At 65.9% G+C, this 25,028-nt stretch carries 22 protein-coding genes and 8 pseudogenes; 16 read left to right on the top strand and 14 right to left on the bottom strand.

Features of this window, described 5'->3' with window-relative positions; genetic code table 11:
• Positions 1-5: 5 nt before the first annotated feature.
• From OG985_RS03075 to OG985_RS03055, 5 genes and pseudogenes are all read right to left on the bottom strand, one after another.
• Positions 6-981 (bottom strand): annotated as a pseudogene (locus OG985_RS03075) (IS30 family transposase); the annotation flags it as partial.
• A gap of 118 nt (positions 982-1,099) precedes the next feature.
• Positions 1,100-1,507 (bottom strand): annotated as a pseudogene (locus OG985_RS03070) (DDE-type integrase/transposase/recombinase); the annotation flags it as partial.
• Between the two features lie 112 nt (positions 1,508-1,619).
• Positions 1,620-1,808, bottom strand: a complete 189-nt coding sequence (locus tag OG985_RS03065; RefSeq protein WP_371666695.1) for a transposase — start codon at positions 1,806-1,808, stop codon at positions 1,620-1,622.
• A 243-nt stretch (positions 1,809-2,051) separates the two neighbouring features.
• Entirely contained in the window at positions 2,052-2,288 is a 237-nt protein-coding gene (locus OG985_RS03060) for a hypothetical protein (protein WP_371674172.1), read from the bottom strand.
• Positions 2,234-2,512: a winged helix-turn-helix domain-containing protein gene (locus tag OG985_RS03055; RefSeq protein ID WP_371666693.1), complete on the bottom strand. Its 279-nt coding sequence runs from the start codon at positions 2,510-2,512 to the stop codon at positions 2,234-2,236. The genes OG985_RS03060 and OG985_RS03055 overlap by 55 nt, the downstream gene beginning before the upstream one ends.
• Before the next feature lie 26 nt (positions 2,513-2,538).
• On the opposite strand from OG985_RS03055, the gene OG985_RS03050 reads away from it, so the two are divergent.
• Positions 2,539-3,294 carry a transposase family protein gene (locus OG985_RS03050; protein ID WP_371666485.1) on the top strand — a complete coding sequence of 252 codons (756 nt, stop codon included), beginning with the start codon at positions 2,539-2,541 and terminating at the stop codon, positions 3,292-3,294.
• A 478-nt stretch (positions 3,295-3,772) separates the two neighbouring features.
• Here the strand turns inward: OG985_RS03050 and OG985_RS03045 are convergent, their stop codons facing one another.
• A complete protein-coding gene (locus OG985_RS03045) occupies positions 3,773-4,531 on the bottom strand; it encodes a hypothetical protein (protein ID WP_371666692.1) in 759 nt (252 codons plus the stop codon).
• Between the two features lie 22 nt (positions 4,532-4,553).
• Positions 4,554-6,272, bottom strand: coding sequence for a protein kinase (locus OG985_RS03040; protein WP_371666691.1), 1,719 nt, complete (start codon positions 6,270-6,272; stop codon positions 4,554-4,556).
• A gap of 1,219 nt (positions 6,273-7,491) precedes the next feature.
• Between OG985_RS03040 and OG985_RS03035 the strand changes: the two genes are divergently transcribed.
• Entirely contained in the window at positions 7,492-7,734 is a 243-nt protein-coding gene (locus OG985_RS03035) for a hypothetical protein (RefSeq protein WP_371666690.1), read from the top strand.
• A 68-nt stretch (positions 7,735-7,802) separates the two neighbouring features.
• Here OG985_RS03035 and OG985_RS03030 read toward each other — a convergent pair whose 3' ends face one another.
• The 4 genes from OG985_RS03030 to OG985_RS03015 all read right to left on the bottom strand — a co-directional run bounded on the left by OG985_RS03030 (position 7,803) and on the right by OG985_RS03015 (position 10,597).
• Complete coding sequence (locus OG985_RS03030; protein ID WP_371666689.1) at positions 7,803-7,955, bottom strand: hypothetical protein; 153 nt, start codon at positions 7,953-7,955, stop codon at positions 7,803-7,805.
• Positions 7,956-8,464: 509 nt separating this feature from the next.
• Positions 8,465-9,220: a transposase family protein gene (locus OG985_RS03025; protein WP_371666485.1), complete on the bottom strand. Its 756-nt coding sequence runs from the start codon at positions 9,218-9,220 to the stop codon at positions 8,465-8,467.
• Between the two features lie 355 nt (positions 9,221-9,575).
• Positions 9,576-10,142: a transposase gene (locus OG985_RS03020; protein ID WP_371674239.1), complete on the bottom strand. Its 567-nt coding sequence runs from the start codon at positions 10,140-10,142 to the stop codon at positions 9,576-9,578.
• A complete protein-coding gene (locus tag OG985_RS03015) occupies positions 10,058-10,597 on the bottom strand; it encodes a transposase (protein ID WP_371674237.1) in 540 nt (179 codons plus the stop codon). The genes OG985_RS03020 and OG985_RS03015 overlap by 85 nt, the downstream gene beginning before the upstream one ends.
• A 283-nt stretch (positions 10,598-10,880) precedes the next feature.
• On the opposite strand from OG985_RS03015, the gene OG985_RS03010 reads away from it, so the two are divergent.
• The 12 genes and pseudogenes from OG985_RS03010 to OG985_RS02955 all read left to right on the top strand — a co-directional run.
• Positions 10,881-11,357, top strand: coding sequence for a transposase family protein (locus OG985_RS03010; protein ID WP_371666688.1), 477 nt, complete (start codon positions 10,881-10,883; stop codon positions 11,355-11,357).
• The gene (locus OG985_RS03005) at positions 11,272-11,805 is read left to right on the top strand and encodes a transposase (protein WP_371666687.1); all 534 of its coding nucleotides are present in this window, start codon (positions 11,272-11,274) and stop codon (positions 11,803-11,805) included. The genes OG985_RS03010 and OG985_RS03005 overlap by 86 nt, the downstream gene beginning before the upstream one ends.
• 134 nt (positions 11,806-11,939) lie before the next feature.
• The gene (locus OG985_RS03000) at positions 11,940-13,184 is read left to right on the top strand and encodes an IS256 family transposase (protein WP_371666686.1); all 1,245 of its coding nucleotides are present in this window, start codon (positions 11,940-11,942) and stop codon (positions 13,182-13,184) included.
• Positions 13,181-13,480, top strand: a complete 300-nt coding sequence (locus OG985_RS02995; RefSeq protein WP_371666685.1) for a transposase — start codon at positions 13,181-13,183, stop codon at positions 13,478-13,480. The genes OG985_RS03000 and OG985_RS02995 overlap by 4 nt, the downstream gene beginning before the upstream one ends.
• 179 nt (positions 13,481-13,659) lie before the next feature.
• Positions 13,660-14,211: a hypothetical protein gene (locus tag OG985_RS02990; RefSeq protein WP_371666683.1), complete on the top strand. Its 552-nt coding sequence runs from the start codon at positions 13,660-13,662 to the stop codon at positions 14,209-14,211.
• A gap of 74 nt (positions 14,212-14,285) precedes the next feature.
• Positions 14,286-14,530 (top strand): annotated as a pseudogene (locus OG985_RS02985) (ISAzo13 family transposase); the annotation flags it as partial.
• A 62-nt stretch (positions 14,531-14,592) separates the two neighbouring features.
• Positions 14,593-15,400: pseudogene (locus tag OG985_RS02980) on the top strand (IS5 family transposase).
• 112 nt (positions 15,401-15,512) lie between these two features.
• A pseudogene (locus OG985_RS02975) lies at positions 15,513-15,605 on the top strand (IS5/IS1182 family transposase); the annotation flags it as partial.
• 168 nt (positions 15,606-15,773) lie between these two features.
• On the top strand, positions 15,774-16,859 hold the full coding sequence (locus tag OG985_RS02970) for a tyrosine-type recombinase/integrase (protein ID WP_144316336.1): 1,086 nt from the start codon (positions 15,774-15,776) through the stop codon (positions 16,857-16,859).
• Positions 16,860-16,863: 4 nt separating this feature from the next.
• Positions 16,864-17,178, top strand: a complete 315-nt coding sequence (locus tag OG985_RS02965) for a helix-turn-helix transcriptional regulator (RefSeq protein ID WP_143612431.1) — start codon at positions 16,864-16,866, stop codon at positions 17,176-17,178.
• Positions 17,175-18,923, top strand: a complete 1,749-nt coding sequence (locus tag OG985_RS02960) for a hypothetical protein (protein WP_371666388.1) — start codon at positions 17,175-17,177, stop codon at positions 18,921-18,923. Before OG985_RS02965 ends, OG985_RS02960 begins: the two co-directional genes overlap by 4 nt.
• 79 nt (positions 18,924-19,002) lie before the next feature.
• Positions 19,003-19,655, top strand: a pseudogene (locus OG985_RS02955) (transposase family protein); the annotation flags it as partial.
• Between the two features lie 205 nt (positions 19,656-19,860).
• Here OG985_RS02955 and OG985_RS02950 read toward each other — a convergent pair.
• Positions 19,861-21,240, bottom strand: a complete 1,380-nt coding sequence (locus tag OG985_RS02950; protein ID WP_371666514.1) for an IS1380 family transposase — start codon at positions 21,238-21,240, stop codon at positions 19,861-19,863.
• Between the two features lie 120 nt (positions 21,241-21,360).
• On the opposite strand from OG985_RS02950, the pseudogene OG985_RS02945 reads away from it, so the two are divergent.
• Positions 21,361-22,159: pseudogene (locus OG985_RS02945) on the top strand (ISAzo13 family transposase); the annotation flags it as partial.
• 26 nt (positions 22,160-22,185) lie between these two features.
• Positions 22,186-22,532, top strand: a pseudogene (locus tag OG985_RS02940) (hypothetical protein).
• A gap of 247 nt (positions 22,533-22,779) precedes the next feature.
• Here OG985_RS02940 and OG985_RS02935 read toward each other — a convergent pair.
• Positions 22,780-24,366 carry a GMC family oxidoreductase N-terminal domain-containing protein gene (locus OG985_RS02935; protein WP_371666682.1) on the bottom strand — a complete coding sequence of 529 codons (1,587 nt, stop codon included), beginning with the start codon at positions 24,364-24,366 and terminating at the stop codon, positions 22,780-22,782.
• On the bottom strand, positions 24,363-25,022 hold the full coding sequence (locus OG985_RS02930) for a DUF5987 family protein (protein ID WP_371666681.1): 660 nt from the start codon (positions 25,020-25,022) through the stop codon (positions 24,363-24,365). The genes OG985_RS02935 and OG985_RS02930 overlap by 4 nt, the downstream gene beginning before the upstream one ends.
• Between the last annotated feature and the right edge of the window lie 6 nt (positions 25,023-25,028).

The raw sequence follows: 25,028 nt of genomic DNA, 5'->3' as shown, positions 1-25,028 counted from the left end.
ACACGCCGGGGCCCTGGGACCAGGAGCGTTGAACGACTGCTGCGCTCGACAAGCGTGCCGATCGCGGACCTGTCCGTCCCGATAATCAGGTCGCCTTCCCAATGCCCGGGTACGGCCCGGTCGTTGGCCTCGGCGGGGCGCTCGCTGAGGACGACATCGGCGGTGACATGCCCTTGGGGCTTGTTCCGTGACCTGACCCTCGGCTCCCGCAACGCTCGCCCCGTTCGGAGGCAGGTGACCAGTTCACGCTTGAGCGCACCACGCCCCTCGATGAACAGCGACTGATAGATAGCCTCGTGGCTGATGCGCATGGACTCATCATCGGGGAAGTCGACCTTCAGCCGATGCGCGATCTGCTCTGGGCTCCATGCCGTCGACCACCGTCGGTCTCGGCGATGGGGCTTGTTCAACCCCTTCCACGGCGGTGTCCTGGGGCCCGGGACGATCGTGCCGTCATGCCACGGACGTTGCCAGCGAGCCGGTCCTGCACGTACTCGCGCAGCCGCTCGTTGCCCACCAGCTTCGCCGGCTTCGGACGCTTTGCGGCCTGCTGCGCCTTCCATTGCGCCACCACGGCGCGGTATACCGGCTTGCCGCCCCTGGTCGCAGCGTTTCGGCGCAGTTCACGAGAGACGGTCCCGGGGTCTCGGCCGATCCTGCGAGCGATCTCCCGCACGCCCTTGTCCTGGGCCCTGAGCAGAGCGATCTCTTCACGCTCGGCGAACGACAGGTACCGGCCGGTGGGCTCGTCCAGGCTCAGCGGCGTCATCCCGCCAGCGTGTCGAAACCATCGGATCCCGACCGGTGCCGACACGCCGACCCCTTCGGCGGCCTGGACCGTTGTGACCCCGGACGCGATCAGGCGCCAGACTCCCGTTGCACAGCGCGCGACGGCTCCGGGCGGCCGGGCGAGCGCATCGGTGCCCGCATCGCCCGATCCGCGGCCCACTGCCGTCGTGCCCCGGCCGGCACCTGCGGCATCGGCTTCCTTGGCCGTCCCATCCAACACCTCCGTGATCAAGGTGTTGCGACGACAAGTTGAATCCGCCTTGGGCGCCCCTGTCGGTGTGGAAACGACGCCGTGGACTCGGCCGCCGCGGGCGGCCACGACCATCTCGATCGCGTCGGTGACCAGCGAGGTGCGCAGGTGGTCCGCGATCGACCAGTCCACCACCTTCCTCGAGCAGATGTCGATCACCGTGGCGAGGTAGAGCCATGTCGCGCCAACGGCTGTGTAAGTGATGTCGCCGCGCTTGCAGTTGACCCGCCGGTCCAGCCTGCGCAACTCGGCATGGATGCGCGGCACCCCGTAGGTGCGCCGGGAGGCGATGTGCAACACGGTGATCTCGTGGGCCAGGGCGTCGTCGGCGGCCCGGCGGGCGGCGCGGGCCGGCTCGCCGGCCAGCCAGGCGTAGAAGGAGGACCGGGCTACCTTCAGCAGCCGGCACAACAGAGCAACATGGCGGGTGGTCTTCTCCGCCTCGATGAACGCGTACACCTCGCTCATCGATCGCTCTCCTTCGCGAAGAAGACCGCCGCTTTTCGCAGCACCTCGATCGTCTCGGCCTGCTCACGGTTCTGCCGACGCAGCCGACTCAGCTCTTCCCGCTCCGCGCTCGTCAGCTCACCCGGTGCCCATGCCCGCGGTCGATCGTGTCCTGCTTGGCCCAGTTCCGCAGCCCCTCGGCGCTGACCCCGATCTCCCGGGCCACCTCGGTGACGGTCTTGCCGGAGGACCGGACCAGCGCGACCGCATCGCGCTTGAACTCCTCCGTATACCGCCTGCTGCGGTTGCACTTGCTTCCCACCTTGCACTACTTCTCTGGAAACCTCACGTCCCAGTCTCCAGGTGTCCAACATCAAGAGGAAGCTTCACACTGGGTCTTCTACTTCTCCGTAGCAGGTTGCTGCCCACTTTTGGCTTTCCACCAGCGCAAAAGCAGCGGTGGGAAGACGCACAAGAGGCCATGCACAAGAGGCCGTCTGAACCGTTCCGGGTTCGATAGGGACTCGATCATTTGAGAGGATCGAGTCATGGCACGCCCTTCCCCTTACCCTCTTGAGCTGCGCAAACGTGCGGTCCGCATGGTCGCCGTGGTGCGGCCCGAGTACGACACCGAGTGGTCCGCGATGAAGGCGGTCGCCGCCAGCGGTAAGCGGCGGTGGGAGCGGCCCCGGACGCGGACCACAGGGGTGTGGCCGCGGCGGGACCAGGTGCGGGTGGTCGGCGGCGTCATCGAGAATCCGGCTTCGTCCTCGAAGACGAGCCAGGCGTCGAGCGCCGCCACGGTCCTTCCACCTGGGGCCAGGTCTCCTTCACCCAGCCGGCCACCACGTTCTCGTCCCGCTCGATCGCCCGCCGGGCGGGGACCTGGCAGCTCCAACCGTGCCGCTTGAGCAGGGCGGCCACTCCTTGAGCGTTTTCAGGGTGGCCACTGATCGAGTGATGCAAGGGGATGGCTGGCAGGGCAACGGACGAGGCTCCCAGGCAGTTGAGAGAGGTATCTGACATGCGATCTCGGTTGCCGGGGAGCCCCGTTGATTACGTATCCTGCCGCACTCGACCTCCCGCATGCCCTCGTGGAGACGGTCACGATGCTGATCGTCCTTCGTGAGGGTGACCGCCGGTGCAAGCTCCGTCCGTCCGCGCGTGCGGTTGTCGCGCTCGTGTACTTGCGCCAGCACACCACGCTGGCCCAGATCGCCGCTGGTTTCCGCATCAGCGTCGGGACCGCGCACGCCTATGTCCGCTCCGTGGTGGGCCTGCTGGCGCGCCGGGCTCCGGGGCTGACGCGGGCCCTGCGTGAAGTGAAGGCCCGGGCGGAATACGTGCTGGTGGACGGCACCCTCGCGGAGTGCGACCGGGTCGGTGACGGCCGCGGGGACTACTCGGGAAAGCACCGGCGTCACGGTGTGAACCTGCAGGTCGTCACCGATCCGGACGGCACCATCGTATGGATCTCGAAGGCGCTGCCCGGTCGCACCCACGACCTCACCGCCGCCCGCACCCACCGGATCATCGACACCTGCCGCAGACTCGGTATCCCGGTCCTGGCCGACCTCGGCTACCTCGGTGCCGGCGGCACCATCACCACCCCGATCCGACGTTCTCCCGGCAAAGAACTCAACCGCCGGCAGCTATCGCTGAACAGGGCTCATGCCCGCCTGCGCTACCCGGTCGAGCGCGGCATGGCCCGATTGAAGACCTGGCGGATCTTCCGCAAAGCCCGCTGCAGCCCCACCTGGCTCACCACCGCAGCCAAAGCCGTCCTCACCCTTGAGAGCTACTGCTGAAAATCCTCCTTGCACGGTGTACCTCTTGTGGAAGCGGCGCCCGATCAGCGTCCTGATCCGCGACAGGGTCGACGTTTGGTCCGACCACCCATGTGCCACCGGGCCCTTGGCCAGCTCACGCTCCAGCGCGGCGAACAGTTCGTCGCTGAGCAACGGCAGCGAGGCCGGCCTTTCGAGGCCAGGGCTCTCGGCCCGTCCAGCGACCATGTGCGCCAACGCTGTACCGACCGAACGCGGACCCGCAGGTCGTGAGCGATGACCGTGTTCTCGTCGCCCTGCCTGAACCGCTCAGCCGCCTGCAACCGCAACTTCTCGCGGAAGGCCCGCCGTTCGTCGGTCAGCCCGCCCCCTTGCGCATACCTCATGCGGTCGGCATACCGCAGGGATCATGAGACGTCAGCCCTACGACACCACGCTTTGAAGGTCAGTAACCACGGAAGGGTGAGACATGCCATTGGTTCTTCTGCAATGCCCCTATTCAGCATGAATAGGGAATCGTGATGCGAGCGCTCATTGGTGTAGGAGGAAGTAATTCGAGAGTCGCCGTGGCACGGAAGGATCCACGCCCCTCGACAGCCCAATGCATGGAAACTTCCGTTTGCCGTGTGCCCCAGGCAATGTATTCACGCAGTGTTGCGGAATGGGTGCCGTCGCTGCGTAGCCACCGGTAGCTGATGATGCCAGGATCGCCGTTTGTTTTTACGAGACCAATTACTTTTATGGTTTCGTCACACGTGACTTTGGCGGGGGAAGCGCGAACGGTGACACTCGCGATGTCGGTCAGGTTGGTATAACGAGACCACGCGAAGTACGCGACGACAGCGAGTAGGACGATACCCGGCAGGAGCCATTTTCGGCCGTAACGAAAAGGCTGACTCGCGCTGGCTGGGCACTTTTGACCTGGCACCCTGAACCGGTAATCCAGGTTATACTCCAAGTCTCTGGCTGAGCTGGACGATGGCTGAGTCAGAGATGCTGTTGTGTCGAGGAGAGGCACGGTGTCCTCGGGAAATATGACGGTGGAGTCCGTGCTCTCCCAGAGTGCAGCAGCGTCGAGCAGTGTGGCGCGTGATTCATGATCGGGTACTTCAGGGAATGTGGAAACAGGTTTGGGCAGCCCTTCGGTGACTGTCGGCGGATTGCTCACTTGGGTGGGTTCCTCATCGGTGCCCGCAAAATCGCCGATACGCTGTGGTTTAGTGCTATCCGATGGTTGTGGGCTCAGAGGTTGGGTCATCGTGAATTTCCAGGTCGGTAGGTCAGCGGGGAGGATCGCACACAAAGGCATCGAGGAATTTATACGATCTTTCACCACTGTCGGCGTCAGGTGAGGTTGACACCATAGCGCCCCACCAGTTTTCTCCGGCAAAGGAATGGTGCGCACTAATGTATACGGAGTTCTCGCCTTCAGGAAGGGGGAAAGTTTGTACGTCCTCCACGTGGCTGCCTTGTGGCTCGGGGCGGTCCCCACTCAGCCAGGTGAGATTTAAACTGCCCCCAGCGACCCCATTTGTGTGCACCGTTATAGAGGCGTCACCCCGACTGCCCTTGCAGTCGACGTTGGTGATGTTAACGGAAAGTACATGCACGGTCCTCGCCGGTGACGTCGAAGGCAGTGGTTCCCCGGTTGCAAAAGTCGGGGATGCGCTAGGCGTGCCGGGGTCTGCCTGCGGTGACACCGTAGTACGCGGGCCTACTGTCGTTTCAGTCGCATCAGGGGCACTAATGGACGGTGAAGGTACGGCGCCAGAGCCGGGAGCCTCTGACGGGGTGCTCAATTCTGTGACATTTGCCGATGCGGCCGATGAGGTAGACGGGCCACCAGCAGAAGGAACCACCGAGGACGACATGGCTGTGGGCGCGACTCCTACCACAGGCGAGGTCGCACTCCCGCGGTCATGCGAAGGTGCAGTGACTATCGCCGCGCCGATGAACGTGGCGATTGCGCCAGCGCCTGCGAGGTAGACACTAGGCCTTCTCCATCTACGACGAATAGAAATCGAATCGGTGGAAGCCCGCTGATAGACAGCTCTCCCAGGCTGATTCAGCGAAGTGGTGGCTAGTGCTGTACCCGCCGAGGAAGGGCCAGTGGTAAACGGGAAGAGTAGAGGTAGTAGAGCAGTAAGGGCTGCCAACTTCCTCTGTCCGCGATCTTCCCACTCGGCGCCGTATGCTACCGATGCAATCATTTCAAGATCGTGGAGGAAAGCCGTCGCGCTTTCTGGTCTTTCGACTGGCGTTTTGGCCATGCCACGGTATATCAGTGAACGCAGCGGCTCTGGTACCTGGTGGACAGGGATGGGGCTTTCAGCATGCTGTACAGCCAGTGCAGTTGTCGTACTTCCGCTATAGGGCTTTGTTCCAGTCAGGCATTCAAAGAATGTTGCCGTCGCGGCATAGACGTCGGTAGCAGGCGTGGCTGGTTGCCCCCTCCACTGTTCCGGTGCCATGTAGGATGGCGTACCTGCGATTTCAGCCACCGCCCCATTCGGTACAGCAATGCCGAAATCTACGAGTTTGGATGATCCATTCAGGGAGACGAGGATGTTCTCGGGCTTATAATCGCGGTGCACGACACCTCTAGCATGTGCCGCTGCTAGGCCGAGCAATGATCCCTTGAGTAGTGTGAGCGAGGCCTCAGGGCTTACGATGCCTTCGATACTCAAAAGCGTACGTAAAGAAATGCCATCTACGAGCTCCATAATGATGGCCATTCCAGCGGGATTCACGACAAACTCGTACAGTTGAGCCACACTAGGAGACCGCAATTTCGCCAGCAGACGGGCCTCTTCTTGAAATCTTTTACGAAAAGCAGGGTCGTCGCACAGTTCTTGGTTAAGATACTTGATGGCTACTGCAGTTCCTGTTGCGTCTTCCCGTGCTCCTACTACTAATCCGCTGGCACCCGAGCCGAGCTCGCGATCATGCGTGTAACCTGGTACAGTCCATCCGGCCGCGGGTTGGTCCTCGTTTTCCATCGCGCTTGCAATTCCTTCTGTGCGAGTTGCTTCCCATGATTGGTGTTGGCATGCTCTGAGAGCAGGCCGCCACGCCGAGTTCCGAGAAGCACCCTATGGGATTCGGTGATCATTGCCGAAACCTGGTGTCTTGCAAAGACATGGCGCAGTTGAGCAATTTCGACAGCCACTGTCGCGGTCCTCAGCATCCTTATGCTGTTGAAGTAGGTTGCCCGCAAGGTGAAGTGCGGTTCGGCAGGGTCCTCCCATTCGTCGCTGCAAAACGACAGGAGTGCGCGTACGCGGTAACAGCCAAAATGGCACGTACTTAATCTCGTCGAGAACTCAGATGCCTGCGAACTTCGGCGATCGCCTCACGGGCGAGTCCCAGGATAAGCAACAAAATGATGCACGCAAAGAATCCCGTGAGTGTGAATATAATGCCGTAAGCGACTATCTGATCTGATGCACTCAAAACTATCTCACCCTGTCCCGTCGGTACGCACTGCCTATTGCAAGCATCTCGCCAGGTAAAGGGAAGAGTAGATCTTGCTCAGGTCTGTGGAGGCGGAGTAACCCTCTAGCGCGATTGCCCCAGATCCCGTACCGGACCAGCTCCGCCGTCAGTTCGAGTGGACCTTCGTCCGTGGCCGGACTTCAGCCGTAAACGCTGCAACTCGCCTGACGTTACGTGTCCACGACACCTTGAATTGTGAGCCGATTCCGACGGGGTGAAAAAATGGCCCCTACTGCGTCAGTTGATGTTGGTCATTCCCGGTGTTGGCCGTGGGAACAGTTGCGGCAGGGCGGCTTCAAGTTCCCGCTGGGAGCGGGCTGTCGGTGATGCTTCAGTCTCGATCCACCGTGTGAATTGTGATCATGGGTTTCGGGCGGGTTCTGGGTTCTTCTTTGGGATGCGGGTAGCGGTGATCGCCGGGTGACCGTCCGTGCGGGGGCTTCGAGGTCTTTCGGGTCGTGGGCGGGCCGGGCGGTCGTGGGGGGCAGGTGACCATGCGCTGTCCGGTTGCCGTTCGCAGGTGGGTGAAGTCGTCGGCTCAGCACCAGAGGTGGGGCAGGTGGTGGGTGAGGCGGCGTGCGCCGGTGGCGAGCGGGGCGGGATGTTGATCAGGTGGCGGCGATGGTGCCGGTCCGCGCCCTGGCGTGGAAGACGGAGGCGAGATGGCCCGGCGGCGCGGGGTGAGATTGTAGGCAGTGGCGGCGAGGGAACTTCCCCGATGGCGTGGGCGAGCGCGGAGTGTTCGAAATCGGCGAAGGCCTGTTCGGTCTGGGTGTGGTCGCGGTGTATGGGTCCGGCCTGGGCCAGGGGAACGGGCTGTCGGTGAAGATGACGTGGTGGCGCCAGACGCCGAACAGCCTCGCGCATCCTCTTGAGGTTCAGGCGCTTCACGCGGCGCACGATCAGCCGGGCGGTGGCGTGGAACTTCTTCTTGCTGGTGAACGCTGTGAAAGGGGGCCTCGGTGATCTCGGCGTCGGAGATCCGGCATTCCTCCTCCTCGTCCCCGGACGGCGGCGGCGTACCGGATCGGCGTTTAGGCGTCCTCGGCGATGTCCGCGATGGCCTCGCGGATCGTCTTCTTGACCGCGACCGAGAACCGTGCGCCGGCCTTGCGGCAGACGTCGACGACCTTGTGGGAGAAGTACGCAGAGCCGGCGCGGACGATGATCTGCGCGGTGATGCCCATCGCCCGCACGGTGGCCAGGCTTCGCGGAGCGAACTCGCCGCACCCTTGCCGGAGTTGGCCGAGCCCTTGCTCTCTTGTCGGCGCCAGTGGATGCGCAGGGCCGGCCGTGCTTGCGGGAAGGCGATCGGGTCCAGGTTCGCCGCGATGGCCATGGTCTTGGCCGAGCGGGACTCCCGCCGCCCGTGCCCAATGCCGGAGACGGTGTGCGCTACGGGCACCTGTTCCCACGACAGGGCTTTGACCTGGGCCGACGCGGTCGGCTGGGTTCCCTTGATCACCGCGATGCAGTGGGCTTTCTTCTCCTGGTCCTCGACGCTGTGCAGGGCGTCGAAGGTGACCACGGTGCGCGGTCGGATCGAGGGGTTCCAACAGCGGACGGAAGGCGGCTGTGTCGTTGGTCTTGGCCCCACCTCCCGCTGGGCCAGGGCGAGGGCGGGGGCGTGGGTGACGGCGGACAGCAGGTGCCGGTGGCGCTGCTGCCGGTGCGCGGAGCCGGACAGTGAGGATTTTCAGCAGTAGCTCTCAAGGGTGAGGACGGCTTTGGCTGCGGTGGTGAGCCAGGTGGGGCTGCAGCGGGCTTTGCGGAAGATCCGCCAGGTCTTCAATCGGGCCATGCCGCGCTCGACCGGGTAGCGCAGGCGGGCATGAGCCCTGTTCAGCGATAGCTGCCGGCGGTTGAGTTCTTTGCCGGGAGAACGTCGGATCGGGGTGGTGATGGTGCCGCCGGCACCGAGGTAGCCGAGGTCGGCCAGGACCGGGATACCGAGTCTGCGGCAGGTGTCGATGATCCGGTGGGTGCGGGCGGCGGTGAGGTCGTGGGTGCGACCGGGCAGCGCCTTCGAGATCCATACGATGGTGCCGTCCGGATCGGTGACGACCTGCAGGTTCACACCGTGACGCCGGTGCTTTCCCGAGTAGTCCCCGCGGCCGTCACCGACCCGGTCGCACTCCGCGAGGGTGCCGTCCACCAGCACGTATTCCGCCCGGGCCTTCACTTCACGCAGGGCCCGCGTCAGCCCCGGAGCCCGGCGCGCCAGCAGGCCCACCACGGAGCGGACATAGGCGTGCGCGGTCCCGACGCTGATGCGGAAACCAGCGGCGATCTGGGCCAGCGTGGTGTGCTGGCGCAAGTACACGAGCGCGACAACCGCACGCGCGGACGGACGGAGCTTGCACCGGCGGTCACCCTCACGAAGGACGATCAGCATCGTGACCGTCTCCACGAGGGCATGCGGGAGGTCGAGTGCGGCAGGATACGTAATCAACGGGGCTCCCCGGCAACCGAGATCGCATGTCAGATACCTCTCTCAACTGCCTGGGAGCCTCGTCCGTTGCCCTGCCAGCCATCCCCTTGCATCACTCGATCAGTGGCCACCCTGAAAACGCTCAGTGCCTTGCCGTCCACCGCGATCGCCGGCCGTGCTCTGCGGAACCTGGCCATCGGCACTGCGGCTGCTGGAAGTGGACAACATCGCCAAGACCACCCAAGCGACCGGGACACACCGAACACGCCATCTGGATCCGCGGCATCACCGACAGCCCACCCCCACCGGGAACTTGAAGCCGCCCTGGACCCAGCCGCCGGGATTCCGAGTCTTCGAAGTTACTGACTTCGGCTTGTCAGGGTGACTTTGGATCGTCGAGGGCCAGGCCGGTGCCGGCTATGAAGCCGTCGAGGGTGTCGGGCCGGTACTGGAGGCGTTTGAGCCGGTTGCGAACGAGGGTTTGGAGCCGGTCGAGGGCGACGACGGCGAGGTTGGCCAGGCTCCGTTTGACGTGCGCCCATACCCACTCGACGGGGTTGAGGTCGGGTGAGTAGGCGGGGAGCAGGAACACCTTGAGCCATTCACGTTCGGCGATCAGTTCACGCATGGCGTGGGAGACGTGGGTGTTGAGCCGGTCCCACACCAGCACGATCGGCGCCTTGAGGAGGTGGTGGACGCCGTCGATCAGCGCGATGAAGTCGCGCTCGCCCATGCTGCGGCGCTTGCCCTTGCCTGCGGGGTGGGTGCGCAGGCGGTGGCACAGCCGGGTCCGTGAGCCTGGCCGCATGGCGATCAGCCCGGCCACCGACAGGCGCCCCGAGCGGCGGCCGCTGACCGTCACGACCGGGGTGCGGCCGCGCCGGCCCCAGGTTCGCCCTTTGGGCGGTCGGCGGGTGAAACCCGCTTCGTCCTCGAAGCAGATGTAGCCTCCGCAGGCCGCCCGGGCTCTTTTATCTCCGCCCAGGTCGCCTCCTTCCACGCGGTGACGGCCTGCTCGTCGCGTTCGGCAATCCGCCGCGCGGGGACCTGGGAGCTGAAGCCGAGCCGGTGCATCAGCCTGGTGGCTCCCGAGACGCTGTAGGAGAGGTGGAACTTCCTGCCGATCAGCGTGGCCACCCGAGCAGCGGTCCACACCTGGTCCTCCACCCATCCATGCGCGGCCGGGCCCTGCTCGAGATACCCGGCGAGCTTCTCCAGGCAGCGCGGTGACAAACGGCATCGCGACCCGCTCGGGCCACGCGAGGTCAGAGCCTCACGACCTCCGTCCCGCCACAACTGGTGCCACCGGTAAGCCGATTTCAGGCTCACCCGCAGGCGCCTTGCAACCTCCGGCGGCTTGATCTTCTGCTCGAACAACTCGGCTGCCCGCATCCGTATCGTTTCCCGGCGCCGGCGCCCCGCAGAGGTCAGCCCGCCCCCATCCGCATACCTCACACACCACGGAATACAGCCACCACCACAGGCCCCTCAGGGACTTCGCGAAGATTCACCCTAACGAGCCGAAGTCAGTAAGCGGTGCGTGTCGGAGTACGTACTGACTTCCCGTCACAGTCCGTGATGAGTGGAGTGGTTGTCGGTCCTGGATGCAGGACGCCCGTGGTACTTGGGTGATCATTTCTGTTCTTGAGGCAGAAGAACGATCATCTGGGGAGCCACGGGCGTGGTCAACGATACGACGTTGTTGCTGGATCTGGCCGGGGTGTCCGTACACCGGGTCGAGCGGCTTGAGGACGGCACCCGACGGGTGCATCTGGTCACGGCGGATGAGGCGGCCAGGGCCTGTCCGGAGTGCGGGGTCTTCTCCTCCCGGATGAAGGGGCCGGCGACCACCCGGCCGCGTGACCTTCCGTACGGCGAGCGCGGGCTGGAGTTCTTCTGGCACAAGCGCCGGTGGTGGTGCGGGGAAGTGTCCTGTCCGCGCAAGTCGTTCACCGAGCAGGTCCCGCAGATACCGGCCGGGGCCCGGATCACGACAAGGTGCTGGGCATCGACGAGACCAGGCGCGGCCGCACCGGCTGGGAACAGGATCCCGACACCGGGAGTGGCTGCTGGTGCGGGACCGCCGGCACACCGGGTTCATCGACGCGCTTGGCACCGGTGCCCTGCTCGGCCAGGTCGAGGGCCGCACCGCCGCTGACGTGCTGACCTGGCTGTCCACCACACCAGGGGACTGGCGCAAGAACATCAAATACGTCGCCTTCGACATGTCGGCCACCTACCGGGCCGCGATCCGCACCGGACTTCCGCACGCCGTCGTGGTCGTCGATCACTTCCACGTCGTCCAGCGCGCGAACAAGGTGCTCTCCACCGTGCGGCGTCGCACCACCGCCGGGGTCCGGGGCCGGCGCGGACGGGCCACCGACCCAGAATGGACAGCCCGCCGACGGCTGCTCCGCAACCGCGAGAACCTCACCGACGAGCAGTTCGCGAAGATGTGGAACCCGCTGCTGGACGAGGGACCGATCGGGCAGAGGCTGCTGACCGTGTGGATCGCCAGGGAAAGCCTGCGTACCCTCCTCGCCCTGGCCCGCACCGGCGCCAATCGTGAACAAATCGGCCAGATGGCGTCCCGCGTGATGGTGTAGGCGATCACCGTGTGGGTGTGCGCGGGCGGGTGCCCGGGGCGTGCATCCGGTGACGGTCTCCGCTCCCTGCGCATGAGGCAGGCCACCGTGCAAATCTCCCTGGTGAACGGCCAGTTCAACCCTGGAGGTGCCCGATGGCCTTGTCCCAGTCTGACCTACAACGCCTGCTGGAGTCACTACGCACGGCGGACGGGATCGAGCTCGTCCGCAACGTCGCCGAGCGCATGCTGCAAGAGCTGATCGAGGCCGAGCTCAGCGGCCGGATCAGCGCCCAGTGGAACGAGCACACCGAAGCCCGCACCGCCTTCCGCAACGGCCACCGGGAGAAGACCTTGGCCACCCAGGCCGGCGATCTGGACCTGGCGATACCGAAGCTGCGCAGCGGCAGCTTCTTCCCCAGCCTGCTGGAACGGCGGCGCCGCATCGACCAGGCGCTCTACGCCGTCATCATGGAGGCATACGTGCACGGGGTGTCCACCCGCTCGGTCGACGACCTGGTCAAGGCGCTCGGCGCGGACAGCGGAATCTCCAAGAGCGAGGTCTCACGGATCTGCGGTGACCTGGACGAACAGCTCACGGTCTTCCGCGGCCGGCCCCTGGATCACAGCCGCTTCCCCTACCTCTACCTGGACGCCACCTACTGCAAGGTGCGCGTGAACCACCGGATCGTCTCCCAGGCCGTGGTCATCGCCACCGGCATCAGTGAGGACGGCGGCCGTGAGGTGCTGGGTGTGATGGTCGGTGACAGCGAGACCGAAGCGTTCTGGAGCGAGTTCCTGCGCTCCTTGCGCGAACGCGGCCTGGGCGGGGTCCGTCTGGTCATCTCCGACAGTCACAGCGGCCTGGTGGCAGCGATCCGCAAGGTCATGCTCGGTGCCGCCTGGCAGCGTTGTCGTGTCCATTTCTTGAGGAATGTGTTTTCCGTGATCCCCAAGGAATCCGGGGAAATGGTCGCGGCGACCATCCGCACCATCTTCATCCAGCCCACCGCCGAAGCCGTCCATCACCAACTCGATGCGGTGGCCGACATGCTCGGGCAGCAGTTTCCCAAGGTCAGGCAGATGCTCCTGGACGCCAAGGAGGACCTGACCGCCTTCGCTGCCTTTCCCATCTGGCATTGGAAGAAGATCCAGTCTTCAAATCCCCTGGAGCGGATCAACCGCGAGATCAAGCGCCGCACCGACGTCGTGCAGGTCTTCCCCAACCCGGCCGCCCTCGAGCGGCTGGTCACCGCCGTGCTCAGCGAGATGCACGACGAATGGATCGCCTTCCCCCGCCGCTACCTGTCCGAAGGCAGCATGACTGCCATCTACGCCGCCGAACACGCCGACCACACCACCCATGCACTCCCCAACACCCCGAACACTACGGAGGATTGATCGCCTACACCATCACAGGGGACGTGACCATCGGCCATGCCCGCTGGTTCCTGACCTGGTGCACCGACGCCGACATCCCCGAAGTCCGCACCCTCGCCACCACCATCGACCGCTGGTGGCCCGAGATCGCCGAGTTCATCGACACCGGACACCACAACGCCAAGAGTGAGGGAATCAACCGCGTGATCAAGCTGGTCGCCCGCAACGCGTTCGGTTTCCGCAATGCCGACAGCCAGCGCCTACGCACACGCTGCGTGACCACCCGCCGAGCCCGCGGACACCTCCGCACCGCTTAACTTCGAAGACCCGGATTCCACGCTAAGCGTCGTCGCCTCGCGCGGCATGGCCTGGGATGGAGTACCGATTACCCAGTCCAGCGGACCCTTAGTGCGCGTGTTGTCAGGTGTCAGCAGCTAAGCCCGCTGTCAGGGCTTCCCTCAACTGCTGGCGCTCTGCACCAAAAAAAGGATAAAGCATGCCTCTTCTCCGTAAGGCACTCGCCCTGGCCGGCACTGGTGCCGCAGCTGCAGCACTCATCGCGCTGCCCGCATCACCTGCGTCTGCCACCACGAACGGCGGCTGGGTCAACACCGTTGCCGTCAGAGTAAATTTTCACGCGCAAGACGACGACAGCACTGTCTTCACACCCGATGACTATACGCATGCCTACAGCTTGCGTTCCGGGAAGATTGCCCTGACTCCACAGTCACCTGGTTGGACGGGTATCAACCTCGTCTCATCATGCGCTGGGGGCGAAGTCACGGGTGATCTGGGCGCCGGGGCGAAGCAGGTAGCATCGGGCTACGTCGACTACGTCAGCAGCCTATACATCTTCGAGGACAATCACTGCTACGGTCCCACGGACCCTGATTTCGGCTGGGACGGACACACGCAAGGCTCAACAATTCGCCTTGCCCCGGGCCAGACGAAGAGCTATAAAATTAAGGTTTGGGACACGTGGGACAACAGCCCCGGCGACCTCGTCGAGGCTACGGTCACGGTCACCAACACTGCCGACCAGCTTTAGCCTCAATACCAATAACTTAAGGGCTCGCAGAGCATTAACCCGTAGCTTCCCGCTGGCCGACTCGTTGGCGTGGTATGGGCGTATCGGAGGTTCAACGGGAAGCTCTGGCAGCCAAGTTTGAGGCGATCTTCCCGCATCTTGACGAGAGGCAGCGGCGTCTGCTGATAGGGGCGGAAGCCCGGTCGCTGGCCCGTGGCGGGATCAGGCTGGTCGCCCGGGCCGCCGGGGTGCGGGAGGCCACTCCGGTGAGGCCCCGTTGGGGCGGGTACGCCGGGTGGGCGGAGGCCGCAAGCGGACGGTCGATCTGGACCTGGGACTTACTGGCTCTAACAAAAGCTGTTGATCATGTGACTGTTGGCCTGTCCGCTCGTTGATCTCGTCGTGGGGAAACGTCAGTCGCGACCGTGGATCGTGTCGGATGAACTCTGGGCACTCATCGAGCCGTTGCTGCCCGGGCCGGCGCCGAAGCAGGTCGAGGGCAGACCTCGAGTGCCGGACCGCCAGGCCTGTGCGGGATTCTGTTCGTCCTGCATACCGGGATCCAGTGGGAGTACCTGCCGCAGGAGCTGGGCTTCGGCTCGGGGATGACCTGCTGGCGGCGCCTGGCGGCCTGGAACGAGGCCGGAGTCTGGGACCAGCTGCACGTGCTGCTGCTGGAGAAGCTGCGGTCGAAGAACCAGCTGGACTGGTCGAGGGCGGTGATCGATTCCTCGCACGTCCGCGCGGCCCGACGGGGCCCAAAAGCGGACCCAGCCCGGTCGACCGCGCACGTCCGGGCAGCAAGCACCACCTCATCGTCGACGGACAGGGCATCCCGCTCGCGGTGTCGCTGACCGGCGGAAACCGCAACGACGTCACCCAACTCGAGCCGCTGCTGGACAAGATCCCGGCCGTCGCGGGCCGGGCCGGCAGACCGCGCCGGCGGCCGGACGCGCTGCTGGCCGACCGCGGCTACGACCACGACAAATACCGGCGCCTGCTCTGGCAGCGAGGGATCCGCCCCGTGATCGCGAAGCGAGGCGAGCCGCACGGCACCGGACTGGGCATCTTCCGCTACGTCGTCGAGCGCACGATCGCCTGGCTCCACGGCTTCCGCCGCCTGCGCATCCGCTGGGAACGACGCGACGACATCCACGAAGCATTCCTCAGCCTCGCCGTCTGCCTGATCACCCACCGTCACGTCCAGTGAGCTTGTTCAGTTCGGCTACTGATCGGGTGAGGTGTGGTGAGGGCGGAACGGGCAGAGCCCCAGGGCTGTTGAGCGAGGTGTCTACGCTCAACTCTTCAGCCTTGGGGCTCTGTTGGTTCCTTATCGTGCCGTACTCGATGTTCCGCATGCCCTGGTGGAGTGGGTCACGATGCTCATTGTCACCCGTGAAGGTGACCGCAGGTGCTGCCGCTACTGCCGTGAGTTCTTGCTGCCCAGGAGTTCCCCGGTGGAGCTGCTTCCCAGGCCAGAGGCGGTTCACCCCGTTGCCGCAAGATCTCGACCTTTCGTCATGATTCTTGAAGGAAAGTGGAAAAGCCTGGCGTACAGACGTTCCGAGTGAACTGAGGAACCCATGGCGCTGGCGGTTGTCCGTTCGATCGGCTCCGGACGCGAGCTGCGCTCGGAACAGGAGCGAGAGGACTTCGAGCAGGAACTGGTGGATCAGTACGCGCTGGCGATGGTCGGAGCGGGATGGGCCGACAGCACCATCGCAGGCGAGCGCGGGATGATCTTCGAGTTTCTGCGGTTCCTGGGACGCTCGGTATGGACGGCCCAGCCTGCTGACGCAGACCGCTTCCTGGCCTACCAGCGAAGAGATCGGGCCCTGGCCAAGTCGACGGTGCAGAAGAAGGCGCTGGCCATCGCCGGACTCTACGACTTCCTCCTGCTGCGCTATCAAGGCGACATCCACGCCCTGACTGGGCACGCGCTGGTCCAGCCGATCGACGAGTTCAACCGGCCGGCGCGGATCGGCGGCGATTCGGTACGAGTGCCGCCGACCGATCCGGAAGTGGAGCATCTCTTCACGAACTGGGGCGCCACACTCCCCGGTGTCCGCAAGTTCCTCCCGGCCGCGCGGAACTACTTCGCTGCGTCCCTGTGGCGCCGCGGAGGGCTGCGGATCAATGAAACCGTCATGCTCGACATCCGGGACTGGCGTCCCGACCTGGGATCCCACGGCAAACTGCACGTCCGGTACGGCAAAGGCAGCCGCGGACGCGGACCGAAGACCCGGTTCGTGTCCGCGATCAACTCCATCGACTCGCTCATGAACTGGTGGCTGACCGACATCCGTCACCAGTTCGGCGACGACTGGCAGCGCTCGGACGCACCGCTGCTGCCCAGTGAGCGCCGCGACCCCCTCACCGGATACTGCACCCGAGTGGGTGACGACGCACTCCGCTCTGGCCTGGCCCAGGCCGTGGCGACCTGGCTGCCGGAGTGGAACGACCGACTCACCCCACACGGGCTGCGGCACTACTGCGCGTCCTCGCTCTACCTGCGCGGCCTCGATCTCAAGGCCATCCAGGAACTCCTTGGCCATGAATGGCTCGCCACCACGACTCGTTACATTCACGTCCATAACGACCACATCGAGCGGGCCTGGGAGGACGCCAACGAGCGCGTCACCGCCCGGTTCTGCGGAGAGGCGAGGTGACCCGATGCGCTGGCAACTTCGCATGAGAGCAGCCGAACAGGGCATCTGGAAGTCCACCGAACTGCGCCGCCGGCTCTCCGAAGCCGGCCTGGAGATCAGCGCCGGCAAGATGTCGGCGCTGTGGACCGGTACTCCGACGACCATCCGGCTCGATGACCTCGACGTGCTCTGCGCCGTCCTGGAATGCAGCCCCACCGACCTGCTTATCTGCGAACCGGACAAAGTCGCGGCCCGCAAACCGGCACAGCCCGCCGAGGCAGTGGGCGGGCCGGTGATCACGCCGCGGTTCGGGCGCAACCGCTCGGCGCCCCCGGCATGACGCGCAACCACCCGCGCATCTGTCCGGGATGCCGCACCAAGCCGGTCGCCACCAGCCGGTCCGACCTCTGCTACGACTGCATGCCTGATGGTCCGCACGTCCCGCCGCGCTGCCGGGACTGTGGATCGGACCGCGACTACTACTCCAGCGGCCTGTGCCGGCTCTGCCACCACTTCGCTCCCCAGCCGCCGGGCTCCTGCCGGGACTGCCATGCCTGGGGCGTGACCCGGCGCGGCAACTGGCTGTGCAAGGGCTGCACTTCGTGGCGCGCACGGCCCGAGCACTACCCGGTCGCCACCTGCCCGTTCTGTGAACACCGCCGCCCCACCAAACCGGGCGGAACATGCCGGCTGTGCTGGCGGCAGACCGTCGCTGAACGCGTCCGACGCCACGCGAAGTACTTCCCGGCCGCCGAAGCCAACCGGCACGGCCAGCAGCTGTACTTCGCCCTGCCCACCCGCAACCTCCGCGCGGCGGGCCCACGCTCTACAGCCGCTGTCACCCTCGCCCACCCGGTACCGGTGGAGCACCGGCAGACGGTTCTGTTCGATCTCCCGCGCGACCTCGCCACAGGCCTTCGCCGTTCCTTTCCCGAGCCACCTGACCTCGGCGCGGCAGCCTTCCTCGACCACTTCACCCTTCAGCGGGCGGCACAGCACGGCTGGACGAAGAGCCCCACCAACCGCGTCCGTCACGGCATCCGGATCCTGCTGGGCACCCAGGACACGCCCGGCGCACCGATCCGGGCCCAGGACGTCCAGGCCCTCTCCTCGATCAGACTGCCCGCTGCTCAGATCGGCAGGGTCCTGGCGGCCGTCGGCCTCCTGGAGGACGACCTCGTCTCCGCCGTGGTGCCGTGGTTCGACCGGAAGACCGCCGGTCTGCCCGCCCCCATGGCTGAGGAACTGCGGACCTGGTTCGACATCCTGCTGAACGGCAGCAGCACCCCTCCGCGCAGCCAGCCTCGCGACCACAAGACCATCCGTCTTCTGCTTCTGTGGTCCTTGCCCGCGCTCGAGCAGTGGGCCGCGACGGGCCACACGACCCTGAGGGAGATCACCCGAGAGCACGTGCTGGACGTGCTTCCCCACAGCGGCACCGACCGCTCGCATCAGAGCCAGGGACTTCGCTCGCTCTTCCGCATCCTCAAAGCAAGCAAGGTCGTGTTCACCAACCCCACCGCCCGCCTCCGCACCCTCAGGGCCGAGGGCCGCGACCCGCTGCCCCTGGCACCCGTGGTCGTACGCGAACGTCTGGACAGCTCGCACCCCACAGCCGCCCTCGTCTCCGCACTGCTGGTCTTCCACGCGCTGATGCCGGGACAGATCCGCCGCCTGCACCTGGCCGACATCCACGACGGCCGACTGCACCTCGACGAGCGAGACATTCCGCTGGCCCGCCCGGTTCAACAGCGGCTGACCGCATACCTCGACCACCGGCAGCGGCGTTGGCCCCGCACTCTCAACCCGCACCTGATCATCAACCTGCAGACCGCCCCACGCACCGACCCAGTAGGACCGATGTGGTTCCACCGCCTCTTGGGTATGACCCCGAGGCATCTGCGCGAAGACCGGATCCTCGACGAAGTGCTCGCCACTGACGGAGATCTCCGACGCGTCTGCGACCTCTTCGACATGAGCATTCCCGGCGCGGTCCGCTACACCAGCTCCCTCGAGAACCCCGAAGTGCGCCGACTCTTCGAACGCGACACGGCCCAACACCGGTCGAGTTCGCGAACTCAATGATCCAATAGCCATCAGTGGCACCCCCTTTCCGTGGGTTCGCCGCAATCCACCCTTCAGAAATCACGAACTAACGGCCGATAAGCTGCCAGCGTCCGAGCGCGCCCTGGTCGCACTGGTATACCTGCGGAAGAACGACACCCTGCGTCAGCTCGCGGCCGGCTTCGGTATCAGCCTGGGCACCGCACACGCGCACGTGCACGCCGTGATCGGCCACCTCGCAGAGCTCGCGCCCGGTCTGACCGCGGCCCTGAGATCGCCCCGACGCCCGCTACCTGCTGCTGGAGGGGACACTCGCCGAGTGCGACCGGACCGGCGACGGCCGGGCGGACTACTGGGGAAAGCACCGCCGGCACGGCGTGAACCTGCAGGTGGTGACCGCTCCCGACGGCACGCTGGTGTGGATCTCGCCCGCGCTGCCCGGCCGGACCCACGATCTGACCGCGGCCCGACGGCACCGGATCATCGCTACGTGTATCCGCCTGGGCATCCCGATCCTGGCCGACCCCGGCTACCAGGGCGCCGGTGACATCGTCGTCGTGCCCCATACGACCGGGCAAAGACCTCACCGTCAAACAGAGATGCGTCAACCGGGCGCACTCGCGTCTGCGGTGGCCTGTCGAGAGATCCATCGCATCGGTCAAGACCTGGCGGATCCTCCGCAAAGCCCGCTGCAACCCGAGCCGGATGACGTCAATCGCCAGAGCCTTTCTCACCCTGGAGACTCACCGCTGAACAAGCTCAATGCCTTTGTTAGGGACAGTTAGCCTCGATCGTTCATGAGTCCTTGTCGGTTTGTTGACGGGGACTCTGCGTTTGTGTGGTGGGGTCTTTTCGGGGCTGGGGCAGGCCGAGGGCCCGGCTCTCGCGTCGGATGGGCGCCGGGTTCCACTTCACCGGTGTGGTGGTGCGGGTTTGTCGGGACGGGCGATGTGGCTGGTCAACCGGGGTTCGGCAGGGCGTGGAGCCTGACGATCGCGTGGCTGATGACAGCGGTCCAGGGCCATCGGGCGGGCAGGCGGAGCCAGCGGCGACGGCCGGTGTTCACGAGCTGAGCGGCGGCGGAGAACAGCCGCAGCCGGAGCTTCTTGGGTTCCCAGCGGCGGGCCTCGCCGGTCAGCGCGAGCATCGGCATCCAGGCGAGGAGGTCGAGCGCGAGGGAGACGATCTCCAGCCAGATCTGGTTCTGGGCCGTGTCGTGCAGGGGCAGATTGCGCAGGCCGGTGGCACGGGCGCCTCGGATGCGGTCCTCGCAGCGTGCCCGTCTGCGGTGACGCAGTTCGAGGTCGGCGAGCTGGCCGCCTTTCGTGTTGGTCGCGAAGCAGGTGAGCCGGTTGCCGTCGAGGTCGGTGAAGCGCAACTGGGCGCCGGGGTGCGGGCGTTCTTTGCGGACGATCAGCCGCATGCCCGTGGGCCAGGTACTCAGGTCGGGCATGTCGGTGATCTCGGCGACCCAGGCGCCGGGCCGCTCGGTGCCGTCGGCGTCGTAGGCGGGTGTCCATGCCTTCTTCGGGATCTTCAGTACGGCCTGGTGGATGGCGTCGGTGGTGGTCATTCCGACGGAATACGACAGCCACCGGCCCCGGCGGGAGAGCCAGTCGAGGAAGGTGTGGGTGCCGCCGGCGGAGTCGGTGCGGATCAGTGTCTGCCGTCCCCGCCGCAGGTGTTTGGGCAGTTGGGCCAGGGCGAGTTGGGCGGTTTCGATGTGGTCGGCGGCGGTGTTGGAGCCCGCGTTGCCGGGCCGCAGCAGGGCGGCCACCGGTTCCCCGGATCCGGCTGGGCCGTGGTCGACGAACGCGACGAGCGGGTGATGGCCGAAGGTCTTCTTCCAGGTCGGGGTGGCGTCCTGCTTCTCGGAGTGTGCGAGCACCAGTACCCCGTCGATGTCCACGATCACTTGGCCGTCGGCGGCCGGACTGCTTGTCCCGGCCAACTCCCAGACCCGCGTGCGTACTTCGGAACGTGCGCCCCGGATTGCCGCAAGAGCCTTCGGGCCGGAGGCGGCGAGCGCGTCGACGAGGCGGGAGACGGTCGGATCGGAGGCCACCGGGCCGAACACAGCCGGCTCGGCCCGCAGCATGCCGACGTCTGCCAGACAGTTGCCGCCGAGCGCGACGGCCAGCGCCACATCCAGCAGGATCTTGCCTGGGTCGTGCACGGCCCGCGGCTTGCGCCACGGTGCCAGTGCCGCCGCTATCGCACCGTCCAGGCCACACTTGCGGGCCGTCTCGACCAGCAGCACCGCCCCGGCCTGCGAGACCACCCCGCGGCCGCCGCCCTCGACACGGACGCGCGGGTACGACCCGCTACTCTTCTTCACCTGGAGAGTGCTTCTTTCCTTGCAGTGACAGGACCCTCGACAAGTCCCATCGTTGCAGGTCAGCAGCACTCTCCGCTTTTTTGATCAAGACCCGGACAGACCCACTCGCGAAAGCGCGAGGTTAGGCCGGCGCTGCTGGCCCTGGTCGAGCCGGATGTGCGGGGTGATCCGATGTCCCCGTTGCGGTGGACGACGAAGTCCACCCGTCATCTGGCCGCCGAACTCAGCCGCCAGGGTCACCGGATATCCGCCGACACCGTCGCCGACGTGCTGCGCGAGGAAGGCTTCAGCCTTCAGGGGAACGCCAAGACCATCGAAGCCGGCAGCATCCCGACCGGGACGGCCAGTTCCGTTACATCAATGAGCAGGCCAAAACCATATCGACGCCGGGGACCCGGTGATCAGCGTCGATACGAAGAAGAAGGAAATCGTGGGGTCGTACAAGAACGGCGGCCGCGAGTGGCGGCCCGCAGGCGACCCCGTGCAGGTCAGCACCCATGACTTCCCGGACACAGTACTCGGGAAGGCCGTGCCCTACGGCATCTATGACCTGGCTGCGAACACCGGCTGGGTCAGTGTCGGCACCGACCATGACACCGCCGCCTTCGCCGTCGAATCCGTCCGCCGCTGGTGGAAGGGCCGCGGCAAGGAGGATTACCCGCAGGCCGGACGACTGCTCATCACCGCCGATGCGGGCGGTTTTAACGGCTACCGGACCCGCGCCTGGAAGGCCGAACTCGCCACCCTGGCCCTGGAGACGGGCCTGGACATCACTGGCTGTCATTTTCCTCCCGGTCCTTCGAAGTGGAACCGGATCGAGCATCGGCTGTTCTCCCACATCACCATGAACTGGCGCGGCAGGCCCCTGACCAGCCACGAGGTCATCGTGCAGTCCATCGCCGCGACCACCACCCGCACGTGCTGTCGCTCCCTGGGAGGTCGTGGATGCCGTCGGTGGTCGGGCTGTTGGAACAGCGTGAGCTGGGTGCTCGCCGTCGTGTGGACGAACTACGGGAGGAGACCGACCGTGGAGTGAGGGGCTGGCCTGGTCGGTGCTGTCGGTGGACTACCAGCGCATCCTGCAGGTGCTCGCGGACCGCCACCGGCTCCATCAAGGGCCGCTGACCTGCCAGGAGAGGGCCGCGGCGTTCGGCATGGACGCGGTGCCGGCACGGGTGGAGGCGCTGCGGTCGACGGCGAAACGCCTGGTCGCGCGCGGCTGGCTGGCCGAGCCCGCGCCGGGCAGATTCACCCTCGCGCAGACCGTGGCCGGGCCAGGCGGCGGGTCATGAGCAGGATCATCGACCAGTAGATCACCGCTTCGGCGCTGGTGGTGCGGCGTTCGTAGTCGCGTGCCAGGCGGCGGGTGCGCATCAGGTGGGTCCGCGGGCGCTCGGGATGGAGAAGTCGGTGGTGCTGGCTGCTGCCTTCGGGAGCCCCAGCGTGGCTGGCATGGGAGCAGCCCATCTGGAAAGCCCTGTCACGTGCCCGGCCTGCCCCGTAGTCGCACGGTATTTCCGTTCCGGCCGGCACCGCCGGTTACTGGGTGGGTAGAGGTGCGCCGCCTCGGACGGGGACTCCGGTGCTGCTCGTGTCGGTGATGATGGCGGGAACGGCGCGTTCGGCGAGGGCTGCGATGGTCAGTGACGGGTTGACGGTAAGGGAGGTAGGAACGGCGGAGCCGTCAGTGATGAAGAGACCAGGGTGGCCGTGTAGTTCGTGGGTGTCAGTGAGCGCGCTGGTGGCGGGGTCGTCGCCTATCCGGGCTGAGCCCAGAGGGTGGGCTGTGACGGTGCCGGCGACGTCCTCGTCCCAAGGCTGTACGTGGGAAAGGCCGTCTTTCTCCAGGATGGTGCGCAGCGCGATGTCGGCTTTGCTCCAGGCTTGTCTGGTGCGGAAGTTGGGGTGGTAGGACATGGTGCCTTGTCCGAGACCGGGGGCAAGGCGAGCGAAGCTGCCGGTCAGCGGCGGCAACCCGAAGGTTCCTTCATTGTCGTCCTCGGTCATGGCCAGGAGGGTGAGCCAGGAACGCCACCGGGCACGCATGCTGCGTTTCCCGGTGCCGAACCATGTGGCGTCATAGGCCTGTGCCAGGAGGTTGGTCAGCGGGGGGAAGTAAATCTGCTGGAGCGTGAAACGGCTGTACTCGGGGGCGGTGGCGTCAAGGTAGTCAAAGGTGGCGGCGGTGATGGGGCGGCCTATGGGCAGCGCTTGGTAGGCGGAGCCGTCCGGGCGGGACAGCCCCAGCAGAGTGCGGGCCTTGGTCTCATCAATGTCGGCGACGCTGACACGGTCGCCGTTGCCCGAGAAGTAGCGGCCGACAGCGCTGGGAATACCTCCAAGCAGAAGTGCGGAGCGTTGGAGGATGACGGGTGTACCGATGGCTCCGGCGGCCAGGACCACGGTTTTGGCGTGGATGATTCCGGCCTCAGCAGTGCAGGTGTAGTCACCGGGATCGAGAACGGTGTAGGTGACTGCGTAGCGGTATGCGGACAGGTGCGAGGGAGTGATGCTCTGGACCTCGTGCAGGGCGCGGATGACAGCCCCGTGGGCTTCGGCTGCGGGCAGGTAGTTGAGCAGCAGGGAGCGTTTGGCGTCGAAGCGGCAGCCGGACAGCATCCAGTTGCAATTGGTGCAGACCCGGGTGTCGACTGCCACGGGGACCGGGTTGCAGGTGTGGCCCGTCCGATGACACGCGGCGGCCAGAACACCGCCGGCGTAGGAGACGTCGGGCCAGTCGGTGTGGGTGACCGGCAGAGCTTCCTCGACGCGGTCGTACCACGGATCGAGACGTGCGCGGGTCAGAGCGGCGGGCCATAATCGGTGGCCGAGGCTGCCGCGGCGTTCGAAGACGAAGGCCGGTGCACGTAGGGAGGCAGCGAAATATACGACGCTGCCGCCGCCGACGCAGTTGCCCGCGACGACCGTGACGCCGTCGCCTCGGATCACATCGACGATTTTGTTGTAGGTGCCCAGCCGCATCGAATGGGTGAAGTCGGCGGCGGCGCGTCGGGGGCCGCGCTCGAGGACGGTGACGCGGGCGCCGCCCGCGGCGAGGTAGTAGGCCGGGATAGCGCCGCCGAAGCCGCTTCCGACCACCAGGACGTCCGTGGTCAGGGCGCTCATGCCGGGCTGCCCGAAGGGCTTGTGGCAGGGTGGAGGGCCGCCAGTGGGCGTCCGTAGGAGAAGTCGACGAATCTCCACAGGCCGTCCGCGTCCGGCTCGGGAAAGCCCAGCCATGCCAGGCCTGGATGTGTCTGGGTGACGGCCTGTTGTGTGTCGTACTGTCCGGCGGTATCGAAGGCCAGCCCCATCAGCAGACTCAGGACCTGCCAGACTGGCCGATCCACGTCACCGGGGTTGAACAGGCTCTCCACCAAAGCAGTCCGATGGGAGAACGCCAGGCCGACGAACGGCGGCCGGAAAGGCGTCAGCCAGATGAGCCGGGCCGTGGCGTAGGCGACAGCCCGGGCATCCAGCAGCGATGCGATCGACGGAAGCAGCGGTTCCAGGGCCAGGTGTGGTGAGGTGAGTATGTCGATGGCGCCGGCCTGCACTGCGCCGGGACCGGTGACAGCGTCAGCGACCACGACATCGCCCGGAAAGCGGTGCTGACCCGGTATCAGTGTGTCGGCGAACGCCAGCAGCGTCTGTACTGGACGGCTCTCTGTCATTGCTGCCGCGGCCGAGGTCATCGCTGGATCGGCGATCCTCCCGGCAGCCAGCGTCGCGACGGCGGCGGTCAGAGCCTGCAGGATGGTCCGTCGGCCGGAGGTTGGCACGGAGGT

Origin of the sequence: Streptomyces sp. NBC_00289 (genome assembly GCF_041435115.1) — a bacterium.
In the GTDB taxonomy this organism is placed as follows: domain Bacteria; phylum Actinomycetota; class Actinomycetes; order Streptomycetales; family Streptomycetaceae; genus Streptomyces.
The sequence above is the reverse complement of the archived record's forward strand: the minus strand, read 5'-3'. Positions and strand labels throughout refer to the sequence as shown.